Here is an 18,836-nt window from a genome sequence, read left to right as displayed (position 1 = left end):
ACGCCTCATCACTTCGCGCGCTTGAACGTCCATTTGACGACATGATCGCCGTTGCGCTTGATCTTGGTCTTCATCTTCAGCTGCACCGATTGCTCGCCGAACGCAGCCTGCGCCTCCTCGAAAGCACGGCGCGCCTGCGCCATCGCCTCGTGATAGGCGGTATTGTCGCGGCGAGGCGTATCTGCCACGGCCTTGGCGATGGCGTCGATATCGGGCTTGCTGTAGGTCATGTCAGCGTTCGGTAAGCTTCAGTTCGATGCGGCGGTTCTGGTTTCTAGCATCCGGCGTATCGCCAGCCGCGATCGGCTGGAATTCGCCAAAGCCCGCGGCCACCAGCCGGTTGGCCGGCACGCCCTTCGAGATCAGATACTTGACCACCGACGTCGCGCGCGCAGACGAAAGCTCCCAGTTGTCGCGGTAGCGTCCGGTGCCGGAAAGCGGCGCGTTGTCCGTATGTCCGTCGACCCGCAGCACCCAGTTGATCTCGGCCGGAATTTCCTTGGCGAGATCGAGAAGTGCGGCGGCAAGCTTGTCCATCTCCACGAGACCGGCCGCATCGAGTTCGTTGCCGCCGATCGGGAAGAGAACTTCCGACTGAAACACGAACCGATCGCCGACGATGCGGATGTTTTCGCGATCGGAGAGAATCTCACGCAGACGCCCGAAGAAGTCGGAGCGGTAGCGATTGAGCTCCTGCACGCGGGCCGCAAGCGCCACGTTGAGGCGACGACCAAGATCCGAAATCTGCGCCTGCGAGTTGGCGTCCTTCGTTTCCGACGCCTGCAGCGCCTGTTCGACGGCGGCGATCTGGGCCCGCAGCGCCGCGATCTGCTGGTTGAGAAGCTCGATCTGGCTCATCGCCCGGGCGCTGACCTGCCGCTCGTTGGAGAGTTCACCCGTCAGAGTGGTCACCCGGGAATTGGCCGCGTCGCTTGCACCACTGCCCTGGTTGAGAAGCTGCTGCAGCCGCGACCGGTCGCTTTCAGCAACCGCCAGCGACGATTGCAGGTTGGCGAGCTGATCTTCGATATCCTGATTGTTGCCCTTTTCCAGCGCCAGAAGCTCTGTCAGTTCCGCGATCTGGCTGTTCAGCCGGTTCAGAACCTCGTCGCGACCGGAAATCTCGCGGGTGAGCAGAAACTGCGCCAGCACGAACACCGTCAGCAGGAACATGATCGCCATCAGAAGCGTGGTCAGCGCGTCGACGAAGCCCGGCCAGTAGTCCACGCCGTGCTGGCGGCGACGGTTCTTGCCCAGCGCCATGGTCTACTTGCTCCCGATCTTGTCGGACTGACCGATCTTGTCGGAGAGCCGGTCCAGCGTGCGCCGCAGGGCCTTCGATTCTTCCTGCTGCGCCTCGATCCAGTCGCGCAGCATCTGCTGCTCGTTGCGCATGTTCTTGACCAGCCCCTGAATGCCTTCGGCAAGGTTTGCCATGGCAGCAAGCGACTTCTCGTTCTGCTGGACATCACCGCTGCCGGTTCTGCCCTGAGCCGCCGCAATCTTGCGCAGCTCGTCGGCGAGCGTCTTGAATTCGCCGGAAGAGCCAGCTGAAAGCCCTGCCGCCGCAACCGGCGCGTCCGATCCCGTATCGGTCACCGATGAGAGCCAATTTTCGAGTTCCGTATAGAACCGGTTCTGGGCACGTCCTGCCTGGAGATCGAGGAAGCCGAGGATCAGCGAGCCTGACAGACCAAGCAACGACGACGAAAACGCCGTGCCCATGCCGGCAAGCGGCTGCGCAAGACCGGTCTTGATTGCCGACAGAATGTCGTTGGAGCCGCCGGCGCCCGGATCGAGCGCACCGATGACGTCGCTGATTGATCCGATCGTGCCGATCAGGCCCCAGAACGTGCCAAGCAGGCCGAGAAACACCAGGAGCCCGATCAGGTAACGGGACGTATCCCGCGATTCGTCGAGGCGGGTGCCGATCGAATCGAGAATGGAGCGCAAGGTTGCGGTCGAAAGCGCCGTTTTGCGGCGACCACCGATCAGCGAGCGCATCGGCGCCAGAAGTTTCGGCTCGCGGCCCACCTTGTCGACGGTGCCGGCAGCGCGGAACGAGTTGAACCAGCGCACTTCCGGAATAAGGCCGATGACCTGCAGGAAAACCAGGACGATACCAATCAACAGGACGCCGAGGATCAGACCGTTCAGACCCGGATTGGTCTGGAACGCTTGTGCGGCCTGACGGTACAGGATCGAGCAGACAAAACCGACGATGATCAGGAAGATCAGCATCGTCCAGAGGAAGGAAGCCGGGTTGGAAAGCTTTTCGGTAAAACGGCGGCGGTTAGCTTCAGTTTCGTCCAGATCGTCCACTGTCGCATTCGCCATAATAAGCCTCGCCTCTGGGTCGCGTCGCGCGGAGGCTAGAGCAAAATTGCGACGAATTGAAGTGTCGCCACGGTGCAAAGACCGGGACAAGCCGAAGTTTTTTCCTCGCCATTTCAAATGACAAGCAGCACTCGGGCCGTCACCGCATCAGCAATCAGCGCGACGGAACCGGACGATTGGAAACTTCCAGCAGCGCCTTCTGGATCAGCTCGTTGCCGGCAACAATGCTCTTGGTGCCGAACATATCGGTCGAGCCCTTGATGTCGCTGACAAAGCCGCCCGCTTCGCGGATGAGGACGAGGCCGGCAGCGATGTCCCACGGCGAAAGACCGATTTCCCAGTGACCGTCGAAGCGACCGGCAGCGACATAGGCGAGATCAAGCGACGCAGCGCCAAGGCGACGAACGCCCGCCACTTCGCCCATCACGTGGCGCAGTTCGACCAGGAACTTGCCGTGATCGCCGCGGCCGAGATGCGGCACGCCGCAACCAACCACGCAATCGGACAGGACCCGGCGTGCGGCAACGCGAATGCGACGGTCGTTCAGGAAGGCGCCGCCGCCCTTTTCTGCCGTATAGAGTTCGTCGGTGCCCGGGTTGAAGATCACGCCGGCAACGATTTCGCCATTGCGCTCCAGCGCGATCGACACCGCGAACTGCGGAATGCCGTGCAGGAAGTTGGTCGTGCCGTCGAGCGGATCGACGATCCAGCGGTGAGCGCCGTCCGTGCCCTTCTCCTCCTGGCTTTCCTCACCGAGGAAGCCGTAGGTCGGGCGCGCCTTCATCAGCTCGTCATGGACGATCTTTTCCGCCTTGAGATCCGCCTGGGTCACGAAATCGCCCGGTCCCTTGACCGACACCTGCAGGTTTTGAACTTCGCCGAAATCCCTGGAGAGCGACTTGCCTGCCTTGAGGGCGGCCTGAACCATGACGTTGAGAAGGGCTGAGCGGGCCATGCGGGAAATCCTGATCGTATGGTCCCGAACATGCATCAGCCGGGACGTGTCTGTGGCGAATTGTCTTGATTGGCCGGTTCAAGACCACAAAACCAAGGGAAATTCAAGTCGAAGCCGACAAACCCCGCGTGAACGGACAAAATGCGACATTGCCCGCCTGCCTGCGATCTGCCAGAACGCCGGCTATCGAGATTTTAGGAGTATCGCCGTGAAGATCGCATTGCCATTCGGCATCAGCCTCGGACTTGTGGGCGTGATGACCATGCTGTCGCTGGGTCTGATCTCTGCTCTGCCGGCCGATACCCAGTTGCCGATCCACTTCACCCTGACCGGCACACCGACCAGCACGGCACCGGCCATGATCGCGCTGCTGCTTCTGCCGGCCTGCGCGCTCTTCGTGACAGCCATGTTCGCACTTGGCCCCCGCATGGGCGGCCGTATCAAGGCCTCGCCGGGCATCTACCTGATCGTCTGGCTGGTAACGCTGCTGATCCTGGCGCTTGCCCACGGCTTTATCATCCGCCACGCCCTGTTCACGCTGGCGGCGATGAAGGCAACCGCCTGACCACTTGAACTACTGGCGGCGGAAGCGGTTCGCCGCGTCGATCGCCTGGCGCTGCTGCTCGTCGTTGATGCCGAGGTAGAAATCCTCAAGCGCCGCATCCTGCAACCCAGCACGCCTTGAAAGCACATACCACTTGGCGGCCTCGACCGGGTTCGGTCGTGTCCCCAGCGCCTCGATATAGAGATGCGAGAGCTTGTTCTGGGCAACCACATTGCCGCGATGGGCCGCAATCCGCAGCCATTCGAAGCCCTTGTCGTAGTTGCGTTCGCCGCCGACTCCGTTGACGAACCAGATGCCCATGTCGAGCTGCGCCGTGTCGAACCCGGCCTTCGCCGCGCGCTCCAGCCAACGGCGAGCCTCGGCCTTCTTCTCCTCGGGCACGCCCTTCATGTTCACGTAGAGCTGGGCCACCGCATATTGGGCATCGGCCACGCCCTGCTTTGCCGCCCGCTCGTAGAAGGGCAACGCCAGCTTGAAACCTTTATCGCCGGGATTGTCCGACACCAGGATCTGGCCCCAGTTGAACTGCGCCGATGAATTGCCGGCTTCCGCCGCCTTGCGCATATAGTCGTCGGCCTTCTTCTTGTCGGCGGGCACGTAACGGCCGCTCATTAAAAGAAGCGAATACTGGAACATGGCGGCAGGATCGCCGCGCTCGGCAGCCTGCCCGTACCAGAAGGCCGCGGTCTTTGCGTCGCGGTTGATGCCGAGCCCCTTGCTCATCATTTCGGCGACAAGCGTCTGCGACGCCGCATCGCCGGCCGACGCACGCTTCAGTGCGACATCGAGCGCCTTGACGTACAAGCCGCGCTGGAACGCACCATAGGCCTCGTCGATCGGGCCCGTATAGGGCTTCTCCGGCGGCAGCGGCGGCAAGGTCACGCCCATGCGCTGATAGAGTTCGACACCGGCGGACGGCACGATGCCATCGGGCTGTGCACCGCGTTCGACGCCCATTGCATCCGGCGCGACCGGTCTCGTCACCACCTGACGCGACTGCGCCGCCGTCGGCCCCTCCTGCTCCACCGCACCGGGTTGCTGCACCTGCGCAATTGCCGAATGCGGCAAGACGGCCGACGCGGAAAGGCTGGCGGCAAGCATCAGGACGGTGGATGAGGCGCGACGAATCGATGGCATGGAGACCATCAAGCCTCAAACCGTGGCGCTTTTTCGTCCAGATCGGCGTTGACCAGTCGAACTGCTTCCTGCGGTCCTTCGGGATGATCGAAGACAGCCAGTCTCAAAGCCACGAATTCCGCTCCGTTTTCGGCAACCTCGAGCGCCGAGGAAATGTCCGTGCCGCCCATGGCGATGCAGGGAATTTCCACCATCGAAGCCCACCATTCCGCAAGCGCGACGTTCTTCGGATGCGCCTCCGGCTTGATGTCGCCATCGAGCTTGCCGAAGAAAATATAGTCGGGGCGGCGCTCGCCCACTTCGAGCGCCGTGTGACGCTCGGATGCACCACCGGCGCCGACGATCATCTTCGGGCTGAATTTCTCGATCGTTTCTTCCAGCTCTTCCATCGAACCGGCCATATGCAGGCCATCTGCCTTGACGCGACCTGCGACGCGGCTGTCTCCGGCGATCAGCGCTGCGGCACCCGCGGCCTGGATCATCGGCACCATGAGTTCGGCGCGGTCCTGGAACGCGGTATCGTCTTCATCGTATTGCGGCAGGATCACCGAGGCGACATCGCCGCCCGCAAGCGCCTTCTCCAGTCGGTCCGCCTGCGCTTTCGCATCCGCATCCTGCGGCACGATCAGCACCAGACGGCAACGCTCTTCCTGTTTCTTCATGTTTCTTCCCATGCAGCGAACCGCAACCCGGCGATCCGCACTCGTTTTCTCTTGAATGATTCGATAGACCGGAAGGATTGCGCAATCAACCGCTCATCCCATCTGCCCGCCTCAACGGTGCAAGCCTGAAGTGCCCATGCCAGACATATTTTCCTCCGATACGCTCAGCCTCGCCTTCTTTGCAGCAGCGGTGCCCGCCGTGATGCTGGTCGGGCTTTCCAAGGGCGGCATTGGCGGCGCGATCGGCCTGATGGGCATGCCGCTGATGTCGCTTGCAGTCGACCCGGTCAAAGCGGCGGCGATCTTCCTGCCGATCCTGATCCTGATGGATATCGTGGCACTCTGGTCCTGGCGCCATTTCAACGACAGAAAAACCCTGCTGATGATCCTGCCGGGCGGCGTCATCGGCATCGCGCTCGGCTGGGCGACCTCGGCCTATGTTTCGGACGACGCGTTGCGGATTGTTATTGCCGCGGCAACGATCTTCTTCGCCCTCCGCTACTTCTGGCAGGTCTACGGCCCGGATAAGAACCGTCCGGCCGCCGCACTGCCGCATCGTCCGGCGGCCGCCACGTTCTGGGGCGCGCTGTCGGGCTATGCCAGTTTCGTGGCGCATGCCGGCGGCCCGCCCTTCCAGATCTACGTTCTGCCGATGAAGCTGGATCCTAAGAAATACACCGGGGCCAGCATCCGCTTCTTCGCCATCGTCAACGCCGTCAAGATCATCCCCTATTTCCTTCTCGGCGCATTGGGGGCCGAAAACCTGACGATCTCGGCGACATTGCTGCCGGCAGCCCTGGTCTCGACCATGCTCGGTGCCGCGATCGTCAAGCATCTGAAGTCGGAAGTATTCTATCCGATGACCTACGCGCTCGCGCTCGTTGCCGGCGTAAAGCTTCTGTGGGACGGCCTGCCGATCTGACCGGTCCATCCGAACATCATAAAAAACCCAATTACAATAAGGCCTTCCGCCGGTCGCGAGACACGAAAACGGTTGCTGCTTCGTCAAGTTATGCTTAGCTTCAAACTATGACACTCGATCCGTTTTCAGCCATTGCCGACCCGAACCGGCGCCATCTCCTCGAAGAGCTGAGACGCGCGCCGAAAACCGTGAATGAACTTGCACAAGGACTGCCGATCAGCAGGCCGGCCGTCTCGCAGCATCTGAAAGCACTGCTGGACAGCGATCTCGTGACTGTCACACCAGAGGGAACGCGGCGCATCTATGCCGTGAACGGCAGCGGCTTCACCCGGCTCAACCTGTGGCTCGACCAGTTCTGGACGTGAATTCTGGCCGCGACTGTGACGTTACGACCAGAACTGTTGCTTTTAGTCTTGGAATTTATCGTGCCGCTGTGGGCACCCTCTCACGAATGTACGTGACGCGCGTGGCGCTTTTGATCGCCTAATGACGGGTGTCGGTCTTTAACCGCTCCACCTCGTCTTTGATGCGCAGCTTGCGGCGCTTGAGCTCTGCGATCTCACGATCGTCGGCGGATGGAGATGCGAGAACGGACTGGAGTTCCTCTTCGAGGTCGCCGTGCTTCTTTTCAAGCGATGCGATATGCGCCTGGACGGTCATGTGGCATGTTCCTTCCTTAGGTACCTGCCTTGGCACTCCTCTGAGCCAAGGCTTCAGGTTTGCAACAGAAGTGTGACACGGTTGGTCCGCTTTGTCGAAGGAGAAATCATGGTCTCTCAGCGGCAAATTCGTGGCGTCGGCTAACTTCCAGTTAACGCGGTTTGATGGTAGGAGCTTGCGGATGAAGCCGGGGTTTGCAAAAAGCCGGCGTAAAGAATGGGGACTGAGCATGCGTGATCAGGAACAGGCGGATAACCGGCTGGTACTCGCGAAACTTCGCCAGGAACACGAAGATTACGACGCCGCGATCAATGCCATGATCAAGGTCGGCTGTGAGGCTCTTCGCATCCAGCGCATGAAGAAGAAGAAGCTGGCCATCAAGGACCGGATGACCCAGATCGAAGACCAGATCATTCCCGACATCATCGCTTGAGTTCACCTTAAAGGGCCTGGAATGTCAGAAAGACCCGCAGTCGCCATCATCATGGGCAGCCAGTCCGACTGGGAGACCATGAAGAACGCCGCCGACACGCTTGATACGCTCGACATCGGTTACGAAGCACGGATCGTCTCGGCACACCGCACGCCGGACCGGATGTACGAATTCGCCAAGAGCGCCCGCGACGAGGGCTTCAAGGTCATCATCGCCGGTGCCGGCGGCGCTGCCCACCTGCCGGGCATGACGGCGGCCCTGACGCCGCTTCCGGTGTTCGGTGTGCCCGTCCAGTCGAAAACGATGAGCGGAACCGACAGCCTCTACTCGATCGTCCAGATGCCGGCCGGAATTCCCGTCGGCACGCTCGCCATCGGCCGTGCCGGCGCGATCAATGCCGCCCTTCTTGCTGCAGCGGTGCTTGCCCTTTCCGACGATGACCTTGCCGACCGGCTCGACGCCTATCGCGCGCACCACACCGCATCGGTCGCCGAATATCCCATCGACGAAGCACCCTGAGAAACATCATGACGATCCGCACCATCGGCATAATCGGCGGCGGCCAGCTCGGCCGCATGCTGGCGATCGCTGCCGCACGCCTGAACTACCGCATCATCATTCTCGAACCGCAGGCGGATTGCCCAGCCGCCCAGGTCGCGAACGAACAGATCACGGCGGCCTACGACGACAGGGCGGCGCTGGCCGATCTCGCCAGCCGCTGCGACGTCGTGACCTACGAATTTGAAAACGTACCGGTCGAGGCAGCCGAGTTCCTGCAGCAGTCGGTTCCAGTCTACCCGCCGGCCAAGGCCCTGGAAGTGGCGCAGGACAGGATTGTTGAAAAGCAGTTCCTCAACGGCTGCGGCATCGAGACCGCAAGGTTTCATTCCGTCGACAGCCAAGCCGATCTCGAAGCAGCGCTTGCAGACTTCGGCGGCAAGGGTGTCTTGAAGACCCGCCGCATGGGCTACGATGGCAAGGGCCAGCGCGTGTTCCGCTCCAGCGACGACAAGGCCGATGGCGCCTATGCGGACCTCGGCTCGGTGCCGATGGTTCTCGAAAGCTTCGTGCCCTTCGAGCGCGAAATCTCGATCATCGCCGCGCGTGCCAAGGATGGCACGGTCTCCTGCTACGATCCGGCCGAGAACATCCACCGCAACGGCATCCTTCATACCTCCACCCTGCCCGCGACCATTCCAGACACGACCGCGCAGACCGCGCGCAGTGCCGCCGAAAAGCTCCTCGCTGCCCTCGACTATGTCGGGGTGATCGGCATGGAATTCTTCGTGATGGCCGATGGCACCCTGATTGCCAACGAGATCGCACCGCGCGTGCACAATTCCGGTCATTGGACAGAGGCTGCCTGCGTGGTCTCGCAGTTCGAGCAGCATATCCGCGCGGTGGCCGGCGCAAGCCTCGGCGATCCGCGCCGTCATTCCGATTGCGTGATGACCAACCTGATCGGCGACGACATCCTCGACGTGCCCGGCTGGCTCGCCAGGCCCGACGTGCTGGTCCACCTCTACGGCAAGACAGAATCCCGTCCGGGCCGGAAAATGGGCCATGTCACGGAGCTGAAGGGGCGGAAAACCCGGTCATAAAGTGCGTCACAAGGTTGACACGCATCCAGCCACGGGTTATCTGCACGCCAACCTGAGCGCGCCCCTCGTCGACAGATAGGCGGCACGCTTTCGATTGATAGAGACAAGCGGCTCTTTGAGCCCACAGACTTCTGGACCAGTACAATGAAGATCAAGAACTCGCTCAAGGCGCTGAAGGCTCGTCATCGCGATAACCGTCTGGTTCGCCGCAAGGGCCGCGTTTACATCATCAACAAGCAGAACCCGCGCTTCAAGGCCCGCCAGGGCTGATTTGCGCTGATATCGACGGGTTGTCCGGGCACGCCTGAGACGATCAAATTGTCGGTAGCGCGAAATTTCGGGTTTGACCTTCGGCGCATGCGGATTACTTTATCCGCATGCGCTATTTTCGTTCAAGCTTCGTGATCCTTGCTGTGTGTGTTGCGGTGCCTGCCTTTGCGCAGACGCTGCCCCAGCCCATGCCGCCATCCCAACCGATGCCTCCCGCTCCGCCGCTGGAAAGTCCGGCGCAGGGAGGTACGCAGGCAGCACCGAATGCCGGCCAGCCTCTCAACGCCAGGGTCGACCCACTATTTGCGGCGCTGAAACGTGAGCGCAATCCGGAAAAGGCGCGCGGCATCGCCACGCAGATCGCCATGAACATGGGTGAGTCGGGCAGTCCCACAGTCAATCTCCTGATGGGCTGGGCGGCCACGGCCGCCAAGGAAAAGCGCAACGCCGCCGCCCTCGACTTCCTCGACCGCGTCACTCTCATCGATCCCGCCTATGTCGAAGGCTGGAACCGCCGCGCCACAATGCATTACGCGATGGGCGACCAGCGCAAGGCGATGGCCGATATTGCCGAAGTGCTGAAGCGTGAGCCTCGCCATTTCGGCGCGCTGGCCGGTCTTGCCGGAATCCTCACCGAAGCCGGACGGGACAGCCAGGCGCTGAATGCGTGGGAGCGTTATCTCGACATCTACCCCGCCGATCGCGAGGCGCAGGAGGCTGTGACCAAGCTATCCGAAAAGATCGCCGGCAACCGAACCTGATGGGCCGCCATGGGGATTGTACCTCTTATCTTGTCTCTCATCGCATTCGGCTTCGGCTTCACGGCCTGGAAGGCGAAAGCGATCGAGGCCAACCTGCCGAACGACGGTGAACTCACCGATCTCGGCGATATCCGTATCAACGCCCTTCATGTCGCTGCCCCAGCCGAGGGCGACCTTCCCCCCATCGTCTTCATCCACGGCGCCAGCGGCAATCTGAAGGACCAGGAAGCAGCGTTCCGCAGGCCGCTTGAAGGGCGCGCCGAAATGCTGTTCGTCGACCGTCCCGGTCACGGTTATTCCGAGCGTGGCGGAGACGAGAACGGTTTCCCGGATGGTCAGGCCGACACGATTGCGCGACTGATGGATCGTTACGGCATCGACAAGGCCATCATCGTCGGTCACTCCTTCGGAGGCGCGATCGCCACATCCTTCGCGCTTTACCACCCGGAAAAGACAGCGGGCCTGCTTCTGCTTGCGCCCGCCACCCATCCCTGGCCGGGCGGCGTCGACTGGTACTACAATCTGGCAGCCCGCCCCTATCTCGGACGCCTGTTTACCCGCTTCCTGGCGCTGCCTGCCGGGCTGGTGCTGATGGAGAAGGCAACCCATGCCGTCTTCCATCCCAACCCCCGTCCGGACCGCTACCTCGACGGCGGCGCCACCGCACTGGTGTTGCGGCCTGAGAACTTCCGCAACAACGCGATCGACGTCGCCAATCTCAACGACTACGTCACCAGGGTCGCACCGCGCTACAGCGAGATCACCGCACCGACGCTGATCATCAACGGCGACAGCGACAAGATCGTCTCGATGGATATCCATGCGAAGGCGCTGACGGCCGCCGTCGCCGGCGCCGAACTGGTCGTCATCCGCGGCCTCGGCCACAAGCCGGATTACCTCGCGACCGATCTCGCCATCGCCGGGATCGAGAAGCTTGCGGGTCACCACCGCGACCTGCAGTCCGTTGCCCGCAGGGTCGAGGCGCGACTGGCGAAAGTGGTCGACGAGCCGATGCCGGACATGGATTTCTCGATCGAAAAGACCTGAAACGACAACGGCCGCCGGATCACTCCGACGGCCGTTTTCATTTCACGCTGTTGATAGCGGGTTTAAACCCCACTCTGCCCATCTGCACCGATATAGGCGATGCGCAGCATGTTGGTGGCGCCAGGTGTGCCCAGTGGCACGCCGGCCGAGATGATGATCCGGTCGCCCGGCTTACCAAAACCTTCGGAGGCGACGATGCGGCAGGCGTTGTTGACCATGTCGTCGAGGTCAGTCGCGTCATGGGTGACGACGCAGTGCATGCCCCAGCCGATCGACAGTCGACGCGCGGTCTTGACGCTCGGCGACAGTGCCAGGATCGGAACGTTCGGACGCTCGCGCGAGGCGCGAAGGCCTGTTGTGCCCGACGATGTGTAGGTGACGATCACGGCGAGCCGCAGCGTCTCTGCAATCTGGCGGGCAGCAAGCGAGATCGCATCGGCACCGGTTGCTTCCGGTGTGGCGCGCTGCGCGTAGATGATGCTTGGATAAAGCGGATCATCTTCCACCTTGCGGGCAATCGACGCCATCATCGAAACGGCTTCGACCGGATACTGACCGGACGCCGATTCGGCCGACAGCATGATCGCATCGGCACCTTCGAACACGGCGATCGAGACGTCGGAAACTTCGGCGCGGGTCGGAACCGGCGCGCTGATCATCGATTCCAGCATCTGGGTCGCGACCACGACCGGCTTGCCGGCACGGCGACATGCGCGTGTCAGCTGCTTCTGGATGCCGGGGACCGCCTCGATCGGCATTTCGACGCCAAGATCGCCACGGGCCACCATGACGGCGTCGGAGAGATCGATGATCTCATCGATCCGCTCGAGTGCCTGCGGCTTTTCGATCTTCGACATGATGCCGACGCGGCCACGGGCAATCTTGCGAACTTCTGCGAGATCTTCCGGGCGCTGAACGAAGGACAAAGCGACCCAGTCGACATCGTCGGTCTCAAGCACGGCATCGAGATCGGCTCGGTCCTTGTCGGTGAGCACGCCAACGGCGAGCAGCGTATCGGGAAGGCTCACACCCTTGCGGTCGGAAATGCCGGTGCCGGCAACGACAGTGCAGGTGATCGACGTGCCGTCGACCTTTTCGGCCCGCAGCGCCAGCTTGCCGTCATCGATCAGCAGGCGATCGCCGACCTTCACCGATTCAAGAATTTCGGGATGCGGCAGGAACACACGGTTCTCGTCGCCGGGAGCCTCGTTATTGTCGAGTGTAAACGTCTGGCCTGGGACCAGCGTCACCTTGGTATCGGCAAACTTGCCGACGCGCAGTTTCGGACCCTGGAGGTCGGCGAGGATGCCGATCGGGCGACCGGATTTCTTTTCGACGGAGCGAATACGCTCGATCAGCGTCCGCATCATCTCATGGCTCGAATGGCTCATGTTGATGCGGAAAAGATCCGCGCCTGCCTCGTGCAGCTTGGCAATCATCTCCTCGTCGGAGGATGCCGGGCCGAGTGTGGCAAGGATCTTAACTTTGCGGTATCGCCTCATCAATTCTGGCCTTCCTGGGATCCGGACGTGTCTGAAAGCTGGACCATCCAGCTGCCCTGACGGCCCGTGTCATATTCCTTGAAACCCATGCGCTGGAAGCCACGGGTGAAGCAGTCGTCGACGCCGACGACCTTGAACTCGTTCTCGGCGACGCACATGTTGACGCCGCCGGTCCAGCGGCCGCCGCGGGCCGCGTCCTCGGCATAGAGATAATAATAGCGGGACTGCAGCTCGCCTTCGATCAGCGTCGCGCAGGTCGATGCGGGGACCTGCCACCAGCCTTCGGTGTTCCAGCCATCCTTGGCACGGTAGCCGATCGCCACGCCGACGAGGTTCTGGGTTCCGTTGCAGACGCGGAAATCCGCAAGTGCCGGAGACGCCATCAACAGCGGCGCACTGACGCAGAGAGCGGATGCCACGGCAGGCACAGAAAACAGGGCGGAAAGATATGTTCTAAGGGATTTTTTCGACACGGTTTCCGTCAGGACTCCATGGTTATTCGTGATGCACTTTCTCGCGCGGCAGGGTTTGAAAGTCAACGCAATCTAATCGATTATATTCTGAACGCCCGCCGGGGGCCGCTTGCCTTGTCCGCGGCGACCATGGCAGGAAACGGCCGAGATATCACCGGGACAGGCTGCGCAAAACAATGGTACAAGCCCCGATGGAAACAGACGACTTCCAACCGTTCGAAATCATAGACGGCGATTATGACGGCGGGATGGTTCTTCTCGCCGACCACGCAATGAACCGCCTGCCCGCCCGCTACGGCGATCTTGGCCTGCCAGAAGACGCATTCCGGCGCCACATCGCCTTCGATATCGGCATCGAGGGATTGACCCGCCGGTTGGCCGACATTCTGAACGTGCCGGCCGTGCTCGGTTGCTTTTCCCGCCTGCTGATCGATCCGAACCGCGGCGAAGACGATCCGACGCTGATCATGAAGATCTCCGACGGCGCCATCGTTTCCGGCAACCACCCGATCACCCAGGAAGAATGGGATTTTCGGCTTGCCACCTACCACCGGCCCTATCACCGCGCCGTCGAGCAGACGATTGCAAGAGCCAGCGCGTCCGGCCGGGCACCGCTTGTGCTGTCGCTGCATTCCTTCACGCCGTACTGGCGCGAAACGCCGCGGCCCTGGCATGCGGGCGTACTGTGGGATACCGACGATCGGGTCGTGGTGCCGCTGATCGAGCAGCTTCGCCTTCCCGGCGATATCGTCGTCGGCGACAACGAACCCTATGACGGCGCACTCAGGGGCGACACCATGTACCGGCACTGCATGATCCCGGGCATTCCGCACACCCTGCTCGAAGTGCGCCAGGACCTGATCGGCGACGAGCAAGGCATCGAGGACTGGGCACAAAGACTGGCGCCGATCTTCACGACGCTCAATGCAGACCCCACATTGCACGAGTACAAAATCTTTCCGTCGCGCACCGGCCCCTACCCCGCGTGAGCGTTCAGACAAAGGAGGTCACGATGACCGAACTTTCCAAGGAACAGCAGACCGAGCTCGAGGCTGCAGCCTTCCGTCGCCTCGTGTCACATCTGCGCGAGCGGACCGACGTTCAGAACATAGATCTGATGAACATGGCCGGCTTCTGCCGAAACTGCCTGTCCAACTGGTACAAGGACGCAGCCGACGAGGCAGGCCTTGCGCTCACGAAGGATGCATCCCGCGAGATCGTCTATGGCATGCCCTACGAGGACTGGAAAAATCTGCACCAGGGAGAATCCACAGGCGCTCAAAAAGCCGCATTCGAGGGCAACAAGCCGACCCATGGCTGACGCCCACGGACAAGGCCCGCGCATTTGGGCCTTGACCTTGCCGCCGCTTTTCGGCAGGTGACAGCCAATCAACACAGATCAAAATCAGGAGGCCCCGATGTCTGATGCTCATGGCGTCGCCCGCGACCAGCTCCGCGCATTTATCGAGCGTATCGAGCGACTGGAAGAAGAGAAGAAGACCATCGCCGACGACATCAAGGATGTCTATGGCGAGGCCAAGGGCATGGGCTACGATACCAAGATCATGAAAAAGGTCATCGCCCTTCGCAAGAAGGACGATCAGGAGCGGATGGAAGAGGACCTCATCCTCGATACCTATCTGGCCGCCCTCGGCATGATCGAAAGCCCGGCCGAACAGGACGCAGCTTAAACAATTTCGAAGACGACAAGGAACCCGCCGGCAACGGCGGGTTTTTTCATGAGCGCAAGCATCGCATCTTCCTCAGAGACGCTCGGAATCGGTCATGGATTATGATGTCATCGTCGTCGGCGCCGGCTTTACGGGTCTGACTGCTGCAACGCAGCTGATGAAAGCGGGCGTGAACGTTGTTCTGCTCGAAGCGCAGGAGCGCGTCGGCGGCCGCGTCGAGGCGCAGGTTTTTGAGGATGGCACGGCCGTCGATGCAGGCGGCCAGTTCTTTTGCAGCGACATGCCGGAAGTGGTCTCATTGGCAAGAGAGTTCGGCAGGACCTTTGTGAAGACCTATGCCGAGGGCGACACCACATACCTTCCCGAAGTCCCCCGCGGGCGGGCAGAAGCGATCTGGAACGGCGTCGATGCACTGCGCGAGACGATGATCGCAAGCGATCTTTCCGATCCGGCGCTGAGAAAGCTGACGGCTTACGACTGGGCGCAGAGACAGCCGGTCGAGGACGATATACGGCAGGGGTTTCTGCGCATGGTGACCGGCCTCTGGTGCCGCGCGCCGCAGGAGATTGCCTTCACCTATCTCGCGGCAAACGACAGACGCATCACCAACACCACGTCCGAACTCGAGTTGTTTCTCGCCGGCACGATGCATGCGCTGGCCGACGATCTGGCGGAAACACTCGGCGATCGGCTAAGGCTTGGCATGCCTGTCACTGAGCTTGCCATTTCCGGTGGCGGCGTCACGGTGATGACCGGCACGGGAAAAATGACGGCAGCGCAGGTCGTGCTCGCCGTGCCGCCCATCATGGCGCGCCGCCTGTCCTACGCCCCAGCACTCCCGCCGCATCTGACAAGAGCACTGGATGCGTGGAGCCCTGGCATGGTCATCAAGCTCAACATCCGCTTTGAGCGACCCTTCTGGCGAGACCGGGATCTTAGCGGCATGACCATGTGGAATGATCCGCAAGGCCTGTTTGCCTGCGACGCCAGTCGCGACGGTTACGCCGGACTGATCGTCTTCGTTAGCGGACCTTTGGCGGCGGCGTGGCACGACAAGCCCGCCCGTGAGCTTGAAACGTTCGTAATTGAGAAACTGGCGGAGGCGCTGGGCGACGAGGCCAGACACAGTCTGGACATTCGCATGCGTGACTGGGTCGACGACCGCTGGAGCGACGGCGCCTATAGTGACGTGATCACCAGTCTCGACGCCACCGACGCGGAAGCGACCCTGACAACCGGAATGCCGCCGGTACATTTCGCATCGTCGGAACTGTCGCAATCTTTCCCGGGCTATGTCGAGGGGGCAATCGTCGCCGGCAAACAGGTGGCGGCCAAAGTCCTGAAACTCAGTCCTGGCCGCTGAACCGGTTGGGATCGATGGCGACGGCAGCACTCACAGGCTTGAAGCCGCTGCTGGTGTAACCGGCCGAATAATCACGATCGAGCGTCCGGCTGACCACGCGAGGCGCCTTCATCGAAACCGGGTTCTGACCTTCGGCGCGATTGTTGTTCACCGCCCATTTCGCCACCATGTCACCGGTCAAGCCGTTCTTGCCAGCTTTGGCCTGCCCCTGTGCAGTCGCAGGCTTGCCGGAGCGGCCGCTCTTGGCGGTGCCGTAGCTCGGCATGGTACCCAGCGACGCCGTTGCAGGACGCGGCGCGTCAAACCCGTCGCCGAACTGCATCTGCTTGGTAGACGGCTGGATCACCTTGGGCGAAAGAGCCGCCATCTGGCGCTGCGCAGGCGCGGCCATCGGCACCGGTGCCGACACGGCGACGGCCTGGGCTGGCGCTCTTGCTGGCGCCGCCTGCGGTGCCGGAACAACCGGCGCTTCGACGCTTCGCGACAGCGCTGCCACCAGTTCCGGCGTAAGGCTCTGCTGATCGCTCTGCGGGCGCGATGCAACGAGCGGCGCTGCTGGAGCACCCGGGCGGTGGATCGGAACTGGCACGGAGCCAAGGTTTTCGAATGGCGCCGGCTCTATGGAGGCAGTCAAGACGCTGGTTTCCGCATCACCCTTCAGCCCGCGAGGACCAAGGAGGGTCGGAACCGGAATGGCGTAACCGGACAGATCGGCGAAATTTTCAGCCCGCTGCACATCGGCTGCAGCAGCCGTCTGCATGGCAAGCGCGTCCTGCGCGGCATTGCGGGTCGGCTGATAGAGCGCCGTGGCAAGCCCACCCGGACCCGCGGTGCTGGAGTCAGAACGGAAGGCCGGCCGTGACAGCGGCACAGGCGCTGCAATCGCCGGCTCGACCGGCTCAGCAGCAGCAACGAGTGTCGGCGCAGTCGGCGTCGGGGCAGTTGGCGTCGGCGCAACCCGTGCAGTCGCGACCGGTGCCTCTTCGCCATCGTCGGCAGCCGGAGCGGAACGCGGTGCTCCACGGCTGGCGACCATTGGTGCCTTCATGTCTTCGTTGTCTTCGACCTCGTCGGCACCACCGCCGCCAAACAGTGCGGCAAGGAACCCGCGACGCTTGGGTGCTTCGCCGCGGATCGAGCCGCCGGCTGTGCTGGCGATCGCAATTGAATCAGAACCAACGCGCTTCTTGTAATCGGCGAGAGCGACCTCGTAGCCCGGCAACGGATTGCCGTCAGCCGGAAGATGCAGCGTGTTGCCCTTCGGGAAGATCTGAACCAGTTCCTTGCGGGTCATGCGCGGCCAGGCACGAACGCCGCCAACATCGAGATGCACGAAAGGGGAACCGGAAGTCGGGTAGAAGCCGACGCCGCCCACCTGCATCTGCATGGCGAGCGCCCGCAGGGTCGAGAGCTTCACGCCCGGAATGTAAAAGTCCATCGCCTTGCCGAGCATGTGCTGGCTGTTCTTCGCGACGCCGGTCTTGCGCGAGCGACCGCGCAGCATGCCGTTTGTGGTCGGCGAACGGAAAGCGGAGACGATGTGGATGGAATCGGTGGCGCCGGAGCGCTGGTAGACTTCCCAAACCAGGTCGAACAGGCGCGGATCCATCTTCGTCGGCTGATTCTGGCGCCAGTCGCGGAGGAACTGGTTGAGCTGTGCCAGACCGCGCGGATCGAATCGTCCATTGCGCTTGTAGGTGATGGTGGCCTTCTCGCCGGTGTGGACGAAATAGAGCTTCAGGCTGCGGGTATCGCCAGCGGCCTCTGCCTCGTGCACCGAAGCTGGAAGAATCGTAAATGCGATTGCAGCAAGGGTCGACGCCACGACGAAACGCTTGGCGATCCGCTTGAAGATCGACGATCTGATCCCTGCAAGACGACCAGATCCGGCGCCAACGCGCGCCGCACGGTCATCGTCAGAGCGCACACCCGAAGGCGTTTTCTGAACTTTGAAATACGGCAAAGCGTTCCCCCGTCCTGTCGACAACTACCCTCGTCGTCTCATCTGACTGCTAAATGCGGTGACAGCATGGCAAATGTGTCACACAAGCACAAGCACCTCTCGTATAGTCAATGAATTGCTAATGAGAGATTGACAAGGTTAGGGGAAGAGGCTTGCGCGAAGATTATCGTCATAAAAATCCCGATTTCGCGCCGATTCAGGCCGCTTCCTTCAGCGGATCGTCGGGATCGATGCCATAATCCTTGAGTTTTCTGTAGAGAGTCGAGCGCCCGATGCCGAGTTTGCGCGCCACCTGGCTCATCTGTCCGCGATAAAATTTCAGTGCAAAACGGATCAGCTCTTCTTCCACGTCGGCCAGTTTACGCACTTCGCCGGTGTCGTCCGTGCTGACGATGACGTTGTCGGAAGCCGGATAGGCGGCCGCCAGCAGCGCGCGCGGATCGGGCCGCATCGGCTGGGTATGCATGGCGGACCGTACCGGGATCGGGAATCCA

At 61.8% G+C, this 18,836-nt stretch carries 22 protein-coding genes and 2 pseudogenes; 13 read left to right on the top strand and 11 right to left on the bottom strand.

Translation table 11 applies throughout. From position 1 onward, the window contains the following. Positions 1–8: 8 nt before the first annotated feature. From ACQY1L_RS02225 to ACQY1L_RS02210, 4 genes are all read right to left on the bottom strand, one after another. A complete protein-coding gene (locus tag ACQY1L_RS02225; RefSeq protein WP_062460856.1) occupies positions 9–230 on the bottom strand; it encodes a hypothetical protein in 222 nt (73 codons plus the stop codon). 1 nt (position 231) lies between these two features. Beyond that, positions 232–1,263, bottom strand: coding sequence for a peptidoglycan -binding protein (locus ACQY1L_RS02220; RefSeq protein ID WP_062582385.1), 1,032 nt, complete (start codon positions 1,261–1,263; stop codon positions 232–234). Positions 1,264–1,266: 3 nt separating this feature from the next. Further along, positions 1,267–2,337, bottom strand: coding sequence for a hypothetical protein (locus ACQY1L_RS02215; protein ID WP_062460863.1), 1,071 nt, complete (start codon positions 2,335–2,337; stop codon positions 1,267–1,269). A 154-nt stretch (positions 2,338–2,491) separates the two neighbouring features. Continuing rightward, positions 2,492–3,292, bottom strand: a complete 801-nt coding sequence (locus ACQY1L_RS02210; RefSeq protein ID WP_062461861.1) for an inositol monophosphatase family protein — start codon at positions 3,290–3,292, stop codon at positions 2,492–2,494. A 208-nt stretch (positions 3,293–3,500) separates the two neighbouring features. On the opposite strand from ACQY1L_RS02210, the gene ACQY1L_RS02205 reads away from it, so the two are divergent. Then, a complete protein-coding gene (locus ACQY1L_RS02205) occupies positions 3,501–3,857 on the top strand; it encodes a hypothetical protein (protein WP_062460866.1) in 357 nt (118 codons plus the stop codon). 9 nt (positions 3,858–3,866) lie between these two features. Here ACQY1L_RS02205 and ACQY1L_RS02200 read toward each other — a convergent pair whose 3' ends face one another. Continuing rightward, positions 3,867–4,994 (bottom strand): tetratricopeptide repeat protein, encoded by a 1,128-nt coding sequence (locus ACQY1L_RS02200; protein WP_425503203.1) that lies wholly within the window; start codon positions 4,992–4,994, stop codon positions 3,867–3,869. Positions 4,995–5,002: 8 nt separating this feature from the next. Beyond that, entirely contained in the window at positions 5,003–5,656 is a 654-nt protein-coding gene (locus tag ACQY1L_RS02195; RefSeq protein ID WP_062460869.1) for a thiamine phosphate synthase, read from the bottom strand. Positions 5,657–5,792: 136 nt separating this feature from the next. Here ACQY1L_RS02195 and ACQY1L_RS02190 point away from each other — a divergent pair, with 136 nt between their 5' ends. Together ACQY1L_RS02190 and ACQY1L_RS02185 are read left to right on the top strand one after the other, a co-directional pair. Continuing rightward, positions 5,793–6,578: a sulfite exporter TauE/SafE family protein gene (locus tag ACQY1L_RS02190; RefSeq protein ID WP_062460872.1), complete on the top strand. Its 786-nt coding sequence runs from the start codon at positions 5,793–5,795 to the stop codon at positions 6,576–6,578. Between the two features lie 107 nt (positions 6,579–6,685). Continuing rightward, entirely contained in the window at positions 6,686–6,943 is a 258-nt protein-coding gene (locus ACQY1L_RS02185; RefSeq protein WP_062460875.1) for an ArsR/SmtB family transcription factor, read from the top strand. A 118-nt stretch (positions 6,944–7,061) separates the two neighbouring features. Here ACQY1L_RS02185 and ACQY1L_RS02180 read toward each other — a convergent pair whose 3' ends face one another. After that, positions 7,062–7,238: a YdcH family protein gene (locus ACQY1L_RS02180; protein ID WP_082471995.1), complete on the bottom strand. Its 177-nt coding sequence runs from the start codon at positions 7,236–7,238 to the stop codon at positions 7,062–7,064. Positions 7,239–7,467: 229 nt separating this feature from the next. Here ACQY1L_RS02180 and ACQY1L_RS02175 point away from each other — a divergent pair, with 229 nt between their 5' ends. The 6 genes from ACQY1L_RS02175 (at position 7,468) to ACQY1L_RS02150 (ending at position 11,350) form a co-directional block, all read left to right on the top strand. Continuing rightward, the gene (locus ACQY1L_RS02175) at positions 7,468–7,671 is read left to right on the top strand and encodes a YdcH family protein (RefSeq protein WP_062461867.1); all 204 of its coding nucleotides are present in this window, start codon (positions 7,468–7,470) and stop codon (positions 7,669–7,671) included. A 21-nt stretch (positions 7,672–7,692) separates the two neighbouring features. Next, positions 7,693–8,190: a 5-(carboxyamino)imidazole ribonucleotide mutase gene (purE, locus tag ACQY1L_RS02170; protein WP_062582383.1), complete on the top strand. Its 498-nt coding sequence runs from the start codon at positions 7,693–7,695 to the stop codon at positions 8,188–8,190. A gap of 8 nt (positions 8,191–8,198) precedes the next feature. Then, positions 8,199–9,272 (top strand): 5-(carboxyamino)imidazole ribonucleotide synthase, encoded by a 1,074-nt coding sequence (locus ACQY1L_RS02165; protein WP_430242443.1) that lies wholly within the window; start codon positions 8,199–8,201, stop codon positions 9,270–9,272. Between the two features lie 144 nt (positions 9,273–9,416). Further along, entirely contained in the window at positions 9,417–9,542 is a 126-nt protein-coding gene (ykgO, locus tag ACQY1L_RS02160) for a type B 50S ribosomal protein L36 (RefSeq protein ID WP_003497670.1), read from the top strand. Positions 9,543–9,649: 107 nt separating this feature from the next. Beyond that, a complete protein-coding gene (locus ACQY1L_RS02155) occupies positions 9,650–10,303 on the top strand; it encodes a tetratricopeptide repeat protein (RefSeq protein ID WP_174196139.1) in 654 nt (217 codons plus the stop codon). Positions 10,304–10,312: 9 nt separating this feature from the next. Continuing rightward, entirely contained in the window at positions 10,313–11,350 is a 1,038-nt protein-coding gene (locus ACQY1L_RS02150) for an alpha/beta fold hydrolase (RefSeq protein ID WP_430242441.1), read from the top strand. A 62-nt stretch (positions 11,351–11,412) separates the two neighbouring features. Here ACQY1L_RS02150 and pyk read toward each other — a convergent pair whose 3' ends face one another. Both pyk and ACQY1L_RS02140 read right to left on the bottom strand, forming a co-directional pair. After that, entirely contained in the window at positions 11,413–12,852 is a 1,440-nt protein-coding gene (gene pyk / locus ACQY1L_RS02145) for a pyruvate kinase (RefSeq protein ID WP_062460890.1), read from the bottom strand. Next, positions 12,852–13,226 (bottom strand): annotated as a pseudogene (locus ACQY1L_RS02140) (DUF1036 domain-containing protein); the annotation flags it as partial. The pseudogene ACQY1L_RS02140 and the gene pyk, both read right to left, overlap by 1 nt. A 290-nt stretch (positions 13,227–13,516) precedes the next feature. Here ACQY1L_RS02140 and ACQY1L_RS02135 point away from each other — a divergent pair. From ACQY1L_RS02135 to ACQY1L_RS02120, 4 genes are all read left to right on the top strand, one after another. Further along, entirely contained in the window at positions 13,517–14,314 is a 798-nt protein-coding gene (locus ACQY1L_RS02135; RefSeq protein ID WP_430242439.1) for an N-formylglutamate amidohydrolase, read from the top strand. A gap of 23 nt (positions 14,315–14,337) precedes the next feature. Next, positions 14,338–14,646 (top strand): DUF1244 domain-containing protein, encoded by a 309-nt coding sequence (locus tag ACQY1L_RS02130; RefSeq protein WP_113109767.1) that lies wholly within the window; start codon positions 14,338–14,340, stop codon positions 14,644–14,646. Between the two features lie 97 nt (positions 14,647–14,743). Next, on the top strand, positions 14,744–15,016 hold the full coding sequence (locus tag ACQY1L_RS02125; RefSeq protein ID WP_062460899.1) for a DUF2312 domain-containing protein: 273 nt from the start codon (positions 14,744–14,746) through the stop codon (positions 15,014–15,016). A gap of 94 nt (positions 15,017–15,110) precedes the next feature. Further along, a complete protein-coding gene (locus ACQY1L_RS02120) occupies positions 15,111–16,379 on the top strand; it encodes a flavin monoamine oxidase family protein (protein ID WP_430242437.1) in 1,269 nt (422 codons plus the stop codon). Here ACQY1L_RS02120 and ACQY1L_RS02115 read toward each other — a convergent pair. Together ACQY1L_RS02115 and ACQY1L_RS02110 are read right to left on the bottom strand one after the other, a co-directional pair. Next, positions 16,363–18,342 (bottom strand): DUF882 domain-containing protein, encoded by a 1,980-nt coding sequence (locus tag ACQY1L_RS02115; protein WP_430242435.1) that lies wholly within the window; start codon positions 18,340–18,342, stop codon positions 16,363–16,365. The genes ACQY1L_RS02120 and ACQY1L_RS02115 overlap by 17 nt on opposite strands. 196 nt (positions 18,343–18,538) lie before the next feature. Next, positions 18,539–18,751, bottom strand: a pseudogene (locus tag ACQY1L_RS02110) (helix-turn-helix domain-containing protein); the annotation flags it as partial. Positions 18,752–18,836 lie beyond the last annotated feature (85 nt).

This window comes from Neorhizobium sp. DAR64862/K0K3 (genome assembly GCF_050500185.1).
GTDB classification, from domain to species: Bacteria; Pseudomonadota; Alphaproteobacteria; order Rhizobiales; family Rhizobiaceae; genus Neorhizobium; species Neorhizobium soli.
The sequence above is the reverse complement of the archived record's forward strand: the minus strand, read 5'-3'. Positions and strand labels throughout refer to the sequence as shown.

Excerpts from the sequence above, each read along its gene's own strand:
- ACQY1L_RS02225 (WP_062460856.1), bottom strand. The coding sequence starts at position 230 with ATGACCTACAGCAAGCCCGATATCGACGCCATCGCCAAGGCCGTGGCA.
- ACQY1L_RS02220 (WP_062582385.1), bottom strand. The coding sequence starts at position 1,263 with ATGGCGCTGGGCAAGAACCGTCGCCGCCAGCACGGCGTGGACTACTGG.
- ACQY1L_RS02215 (WP_062460863.1), bottom strand. The coding sequence starts at position 2,337 with ATGGCGAATGCGACAGTGGACGATCTGGACGAAACTGAAGCTAACCGC.
- ACQY1L_RS02210 (WP_062461861.1), bottom strand. The coding sequence starts at position 3,292 with ATGGCCCGCTCAGCCCTTCTCAACGTCATGGTTCAGGCCGCCCTCAAG.
- ACQY1L_RS02200 (WP_425503203.1), bottom strand. The coding sequence starts at position 4,994 with ATGCCATCGATTCGTCGCGCCTCATCCACCGTCCTGATGCTTGCCGCC.
- ACQY1L_RS02195 (WP_062460869.1), bottom strand. The coding sequence starts at position 5,656 with ATGAAGAAACAGGAAGAGCGTTGCCGTCTGGTGCTGATCGTGCCGCAG.
- ACQY1L_RS02190 (WP_062460872.1), top strand. The coding sequence starts at position 5,793 with ATGCCAGACATATTTTCCTCCGATACGCTCAGCCTCGCCTTCTTTGCA.
- ACQY1L_RS02185 (WP_062460875.1), top strand. The coding sequence starts at position 6,686 with ATGACACTCGATCCGTTTTCAGCCATTGCCGACCCGAACCGGCGCCAT.
- ACQY1L_RS02180 (WP_082471995.1), bottom strand. The coding sequence starts at position 7,238 with ATGACCGTCCAGGCGCATATCGCATCGCTTGAAAAGAAGCACGGCGAC.
- ACQY1L_RS02175 (WP_062461867.1), top strand. The coding sequence starts at position 7,468 with ATGCGTGATCAGGAACAGGCGGATAACCGGCTGGTACTCGCGAAACTT.
- purE (WP_062582383.1), top strand. The coding sequence starts at position 7,693 with ATGTCAGAAAGACCCGCAGTCGCCATCATCATGGGCAGCCAGTCCGAC.
- ACQY1L_RS02165 (WP_430242443.1), top strand. The coding sequence starts at position 8,199 with ATGACGATCCGCACCATCGGCATAATCGGCGGCGGCCAGCTCGGCCGC.
- ykgO (WP_003497670.1), top strand. The coding sequence starts at position 9,417 with ATGAAGATCAAGAACTCGCTCAAGGCGCTGAAGGCTCGTCATCGCGAT.
- ACQY1L_RS02155 (WP_174196139.1), top strand. The coding sequence starts at position 9,650 with ATGCGCTATTTTCGTTCAAGCTTCGTGATCCTTGCTGTGTGTGTTGCG.
- ACQY1L_RS02150 (WP_430242441.1), top strand. The coding sequence starts at position 10,313 with ATGGGGATTGTACCTCTTATCTTGTCTCTCATCGCATTCGGCTTCGGC.
- pyk (WP_062460890.1), bottom strand. The coding sequence starts at position 12,852 with ATGAGGCGATACCGCAAAGTTAAGATCCTTGCCACACTCGGCCCGGCA.
- ACQY1L_RS02135 (WP_430242439.1), top strand. The coding sequence starts at position 13,517 with ATGGAAACAGACGACTTCCAACCGTTCGAAATCATAGACGGCGATTAT.
- ACQY1L_RS02130 (WP_113109767.1), top strand. The coding sequence starts at position 14,338 with ATGACCGAACTTTCCAAGGAACAGCAGACCGAGCTCGAGGCTGCAGCC.
- ACQY1L_RS02125 (WP_062460899.1), top strand. The coding sequence starts at position 14,744 with ATGTCTGATGCTCATGGCGTCGCCCGCGACCAGCTCCGCGCATTTATC.
- ACQY1L_RS02120 (WP_430242437.1), top strand. The coding sequence starts at position 15,111 with ATGGATTATGATGTCATCGTCGTCGGCGCCGGCTTTACGGGTCTGACT.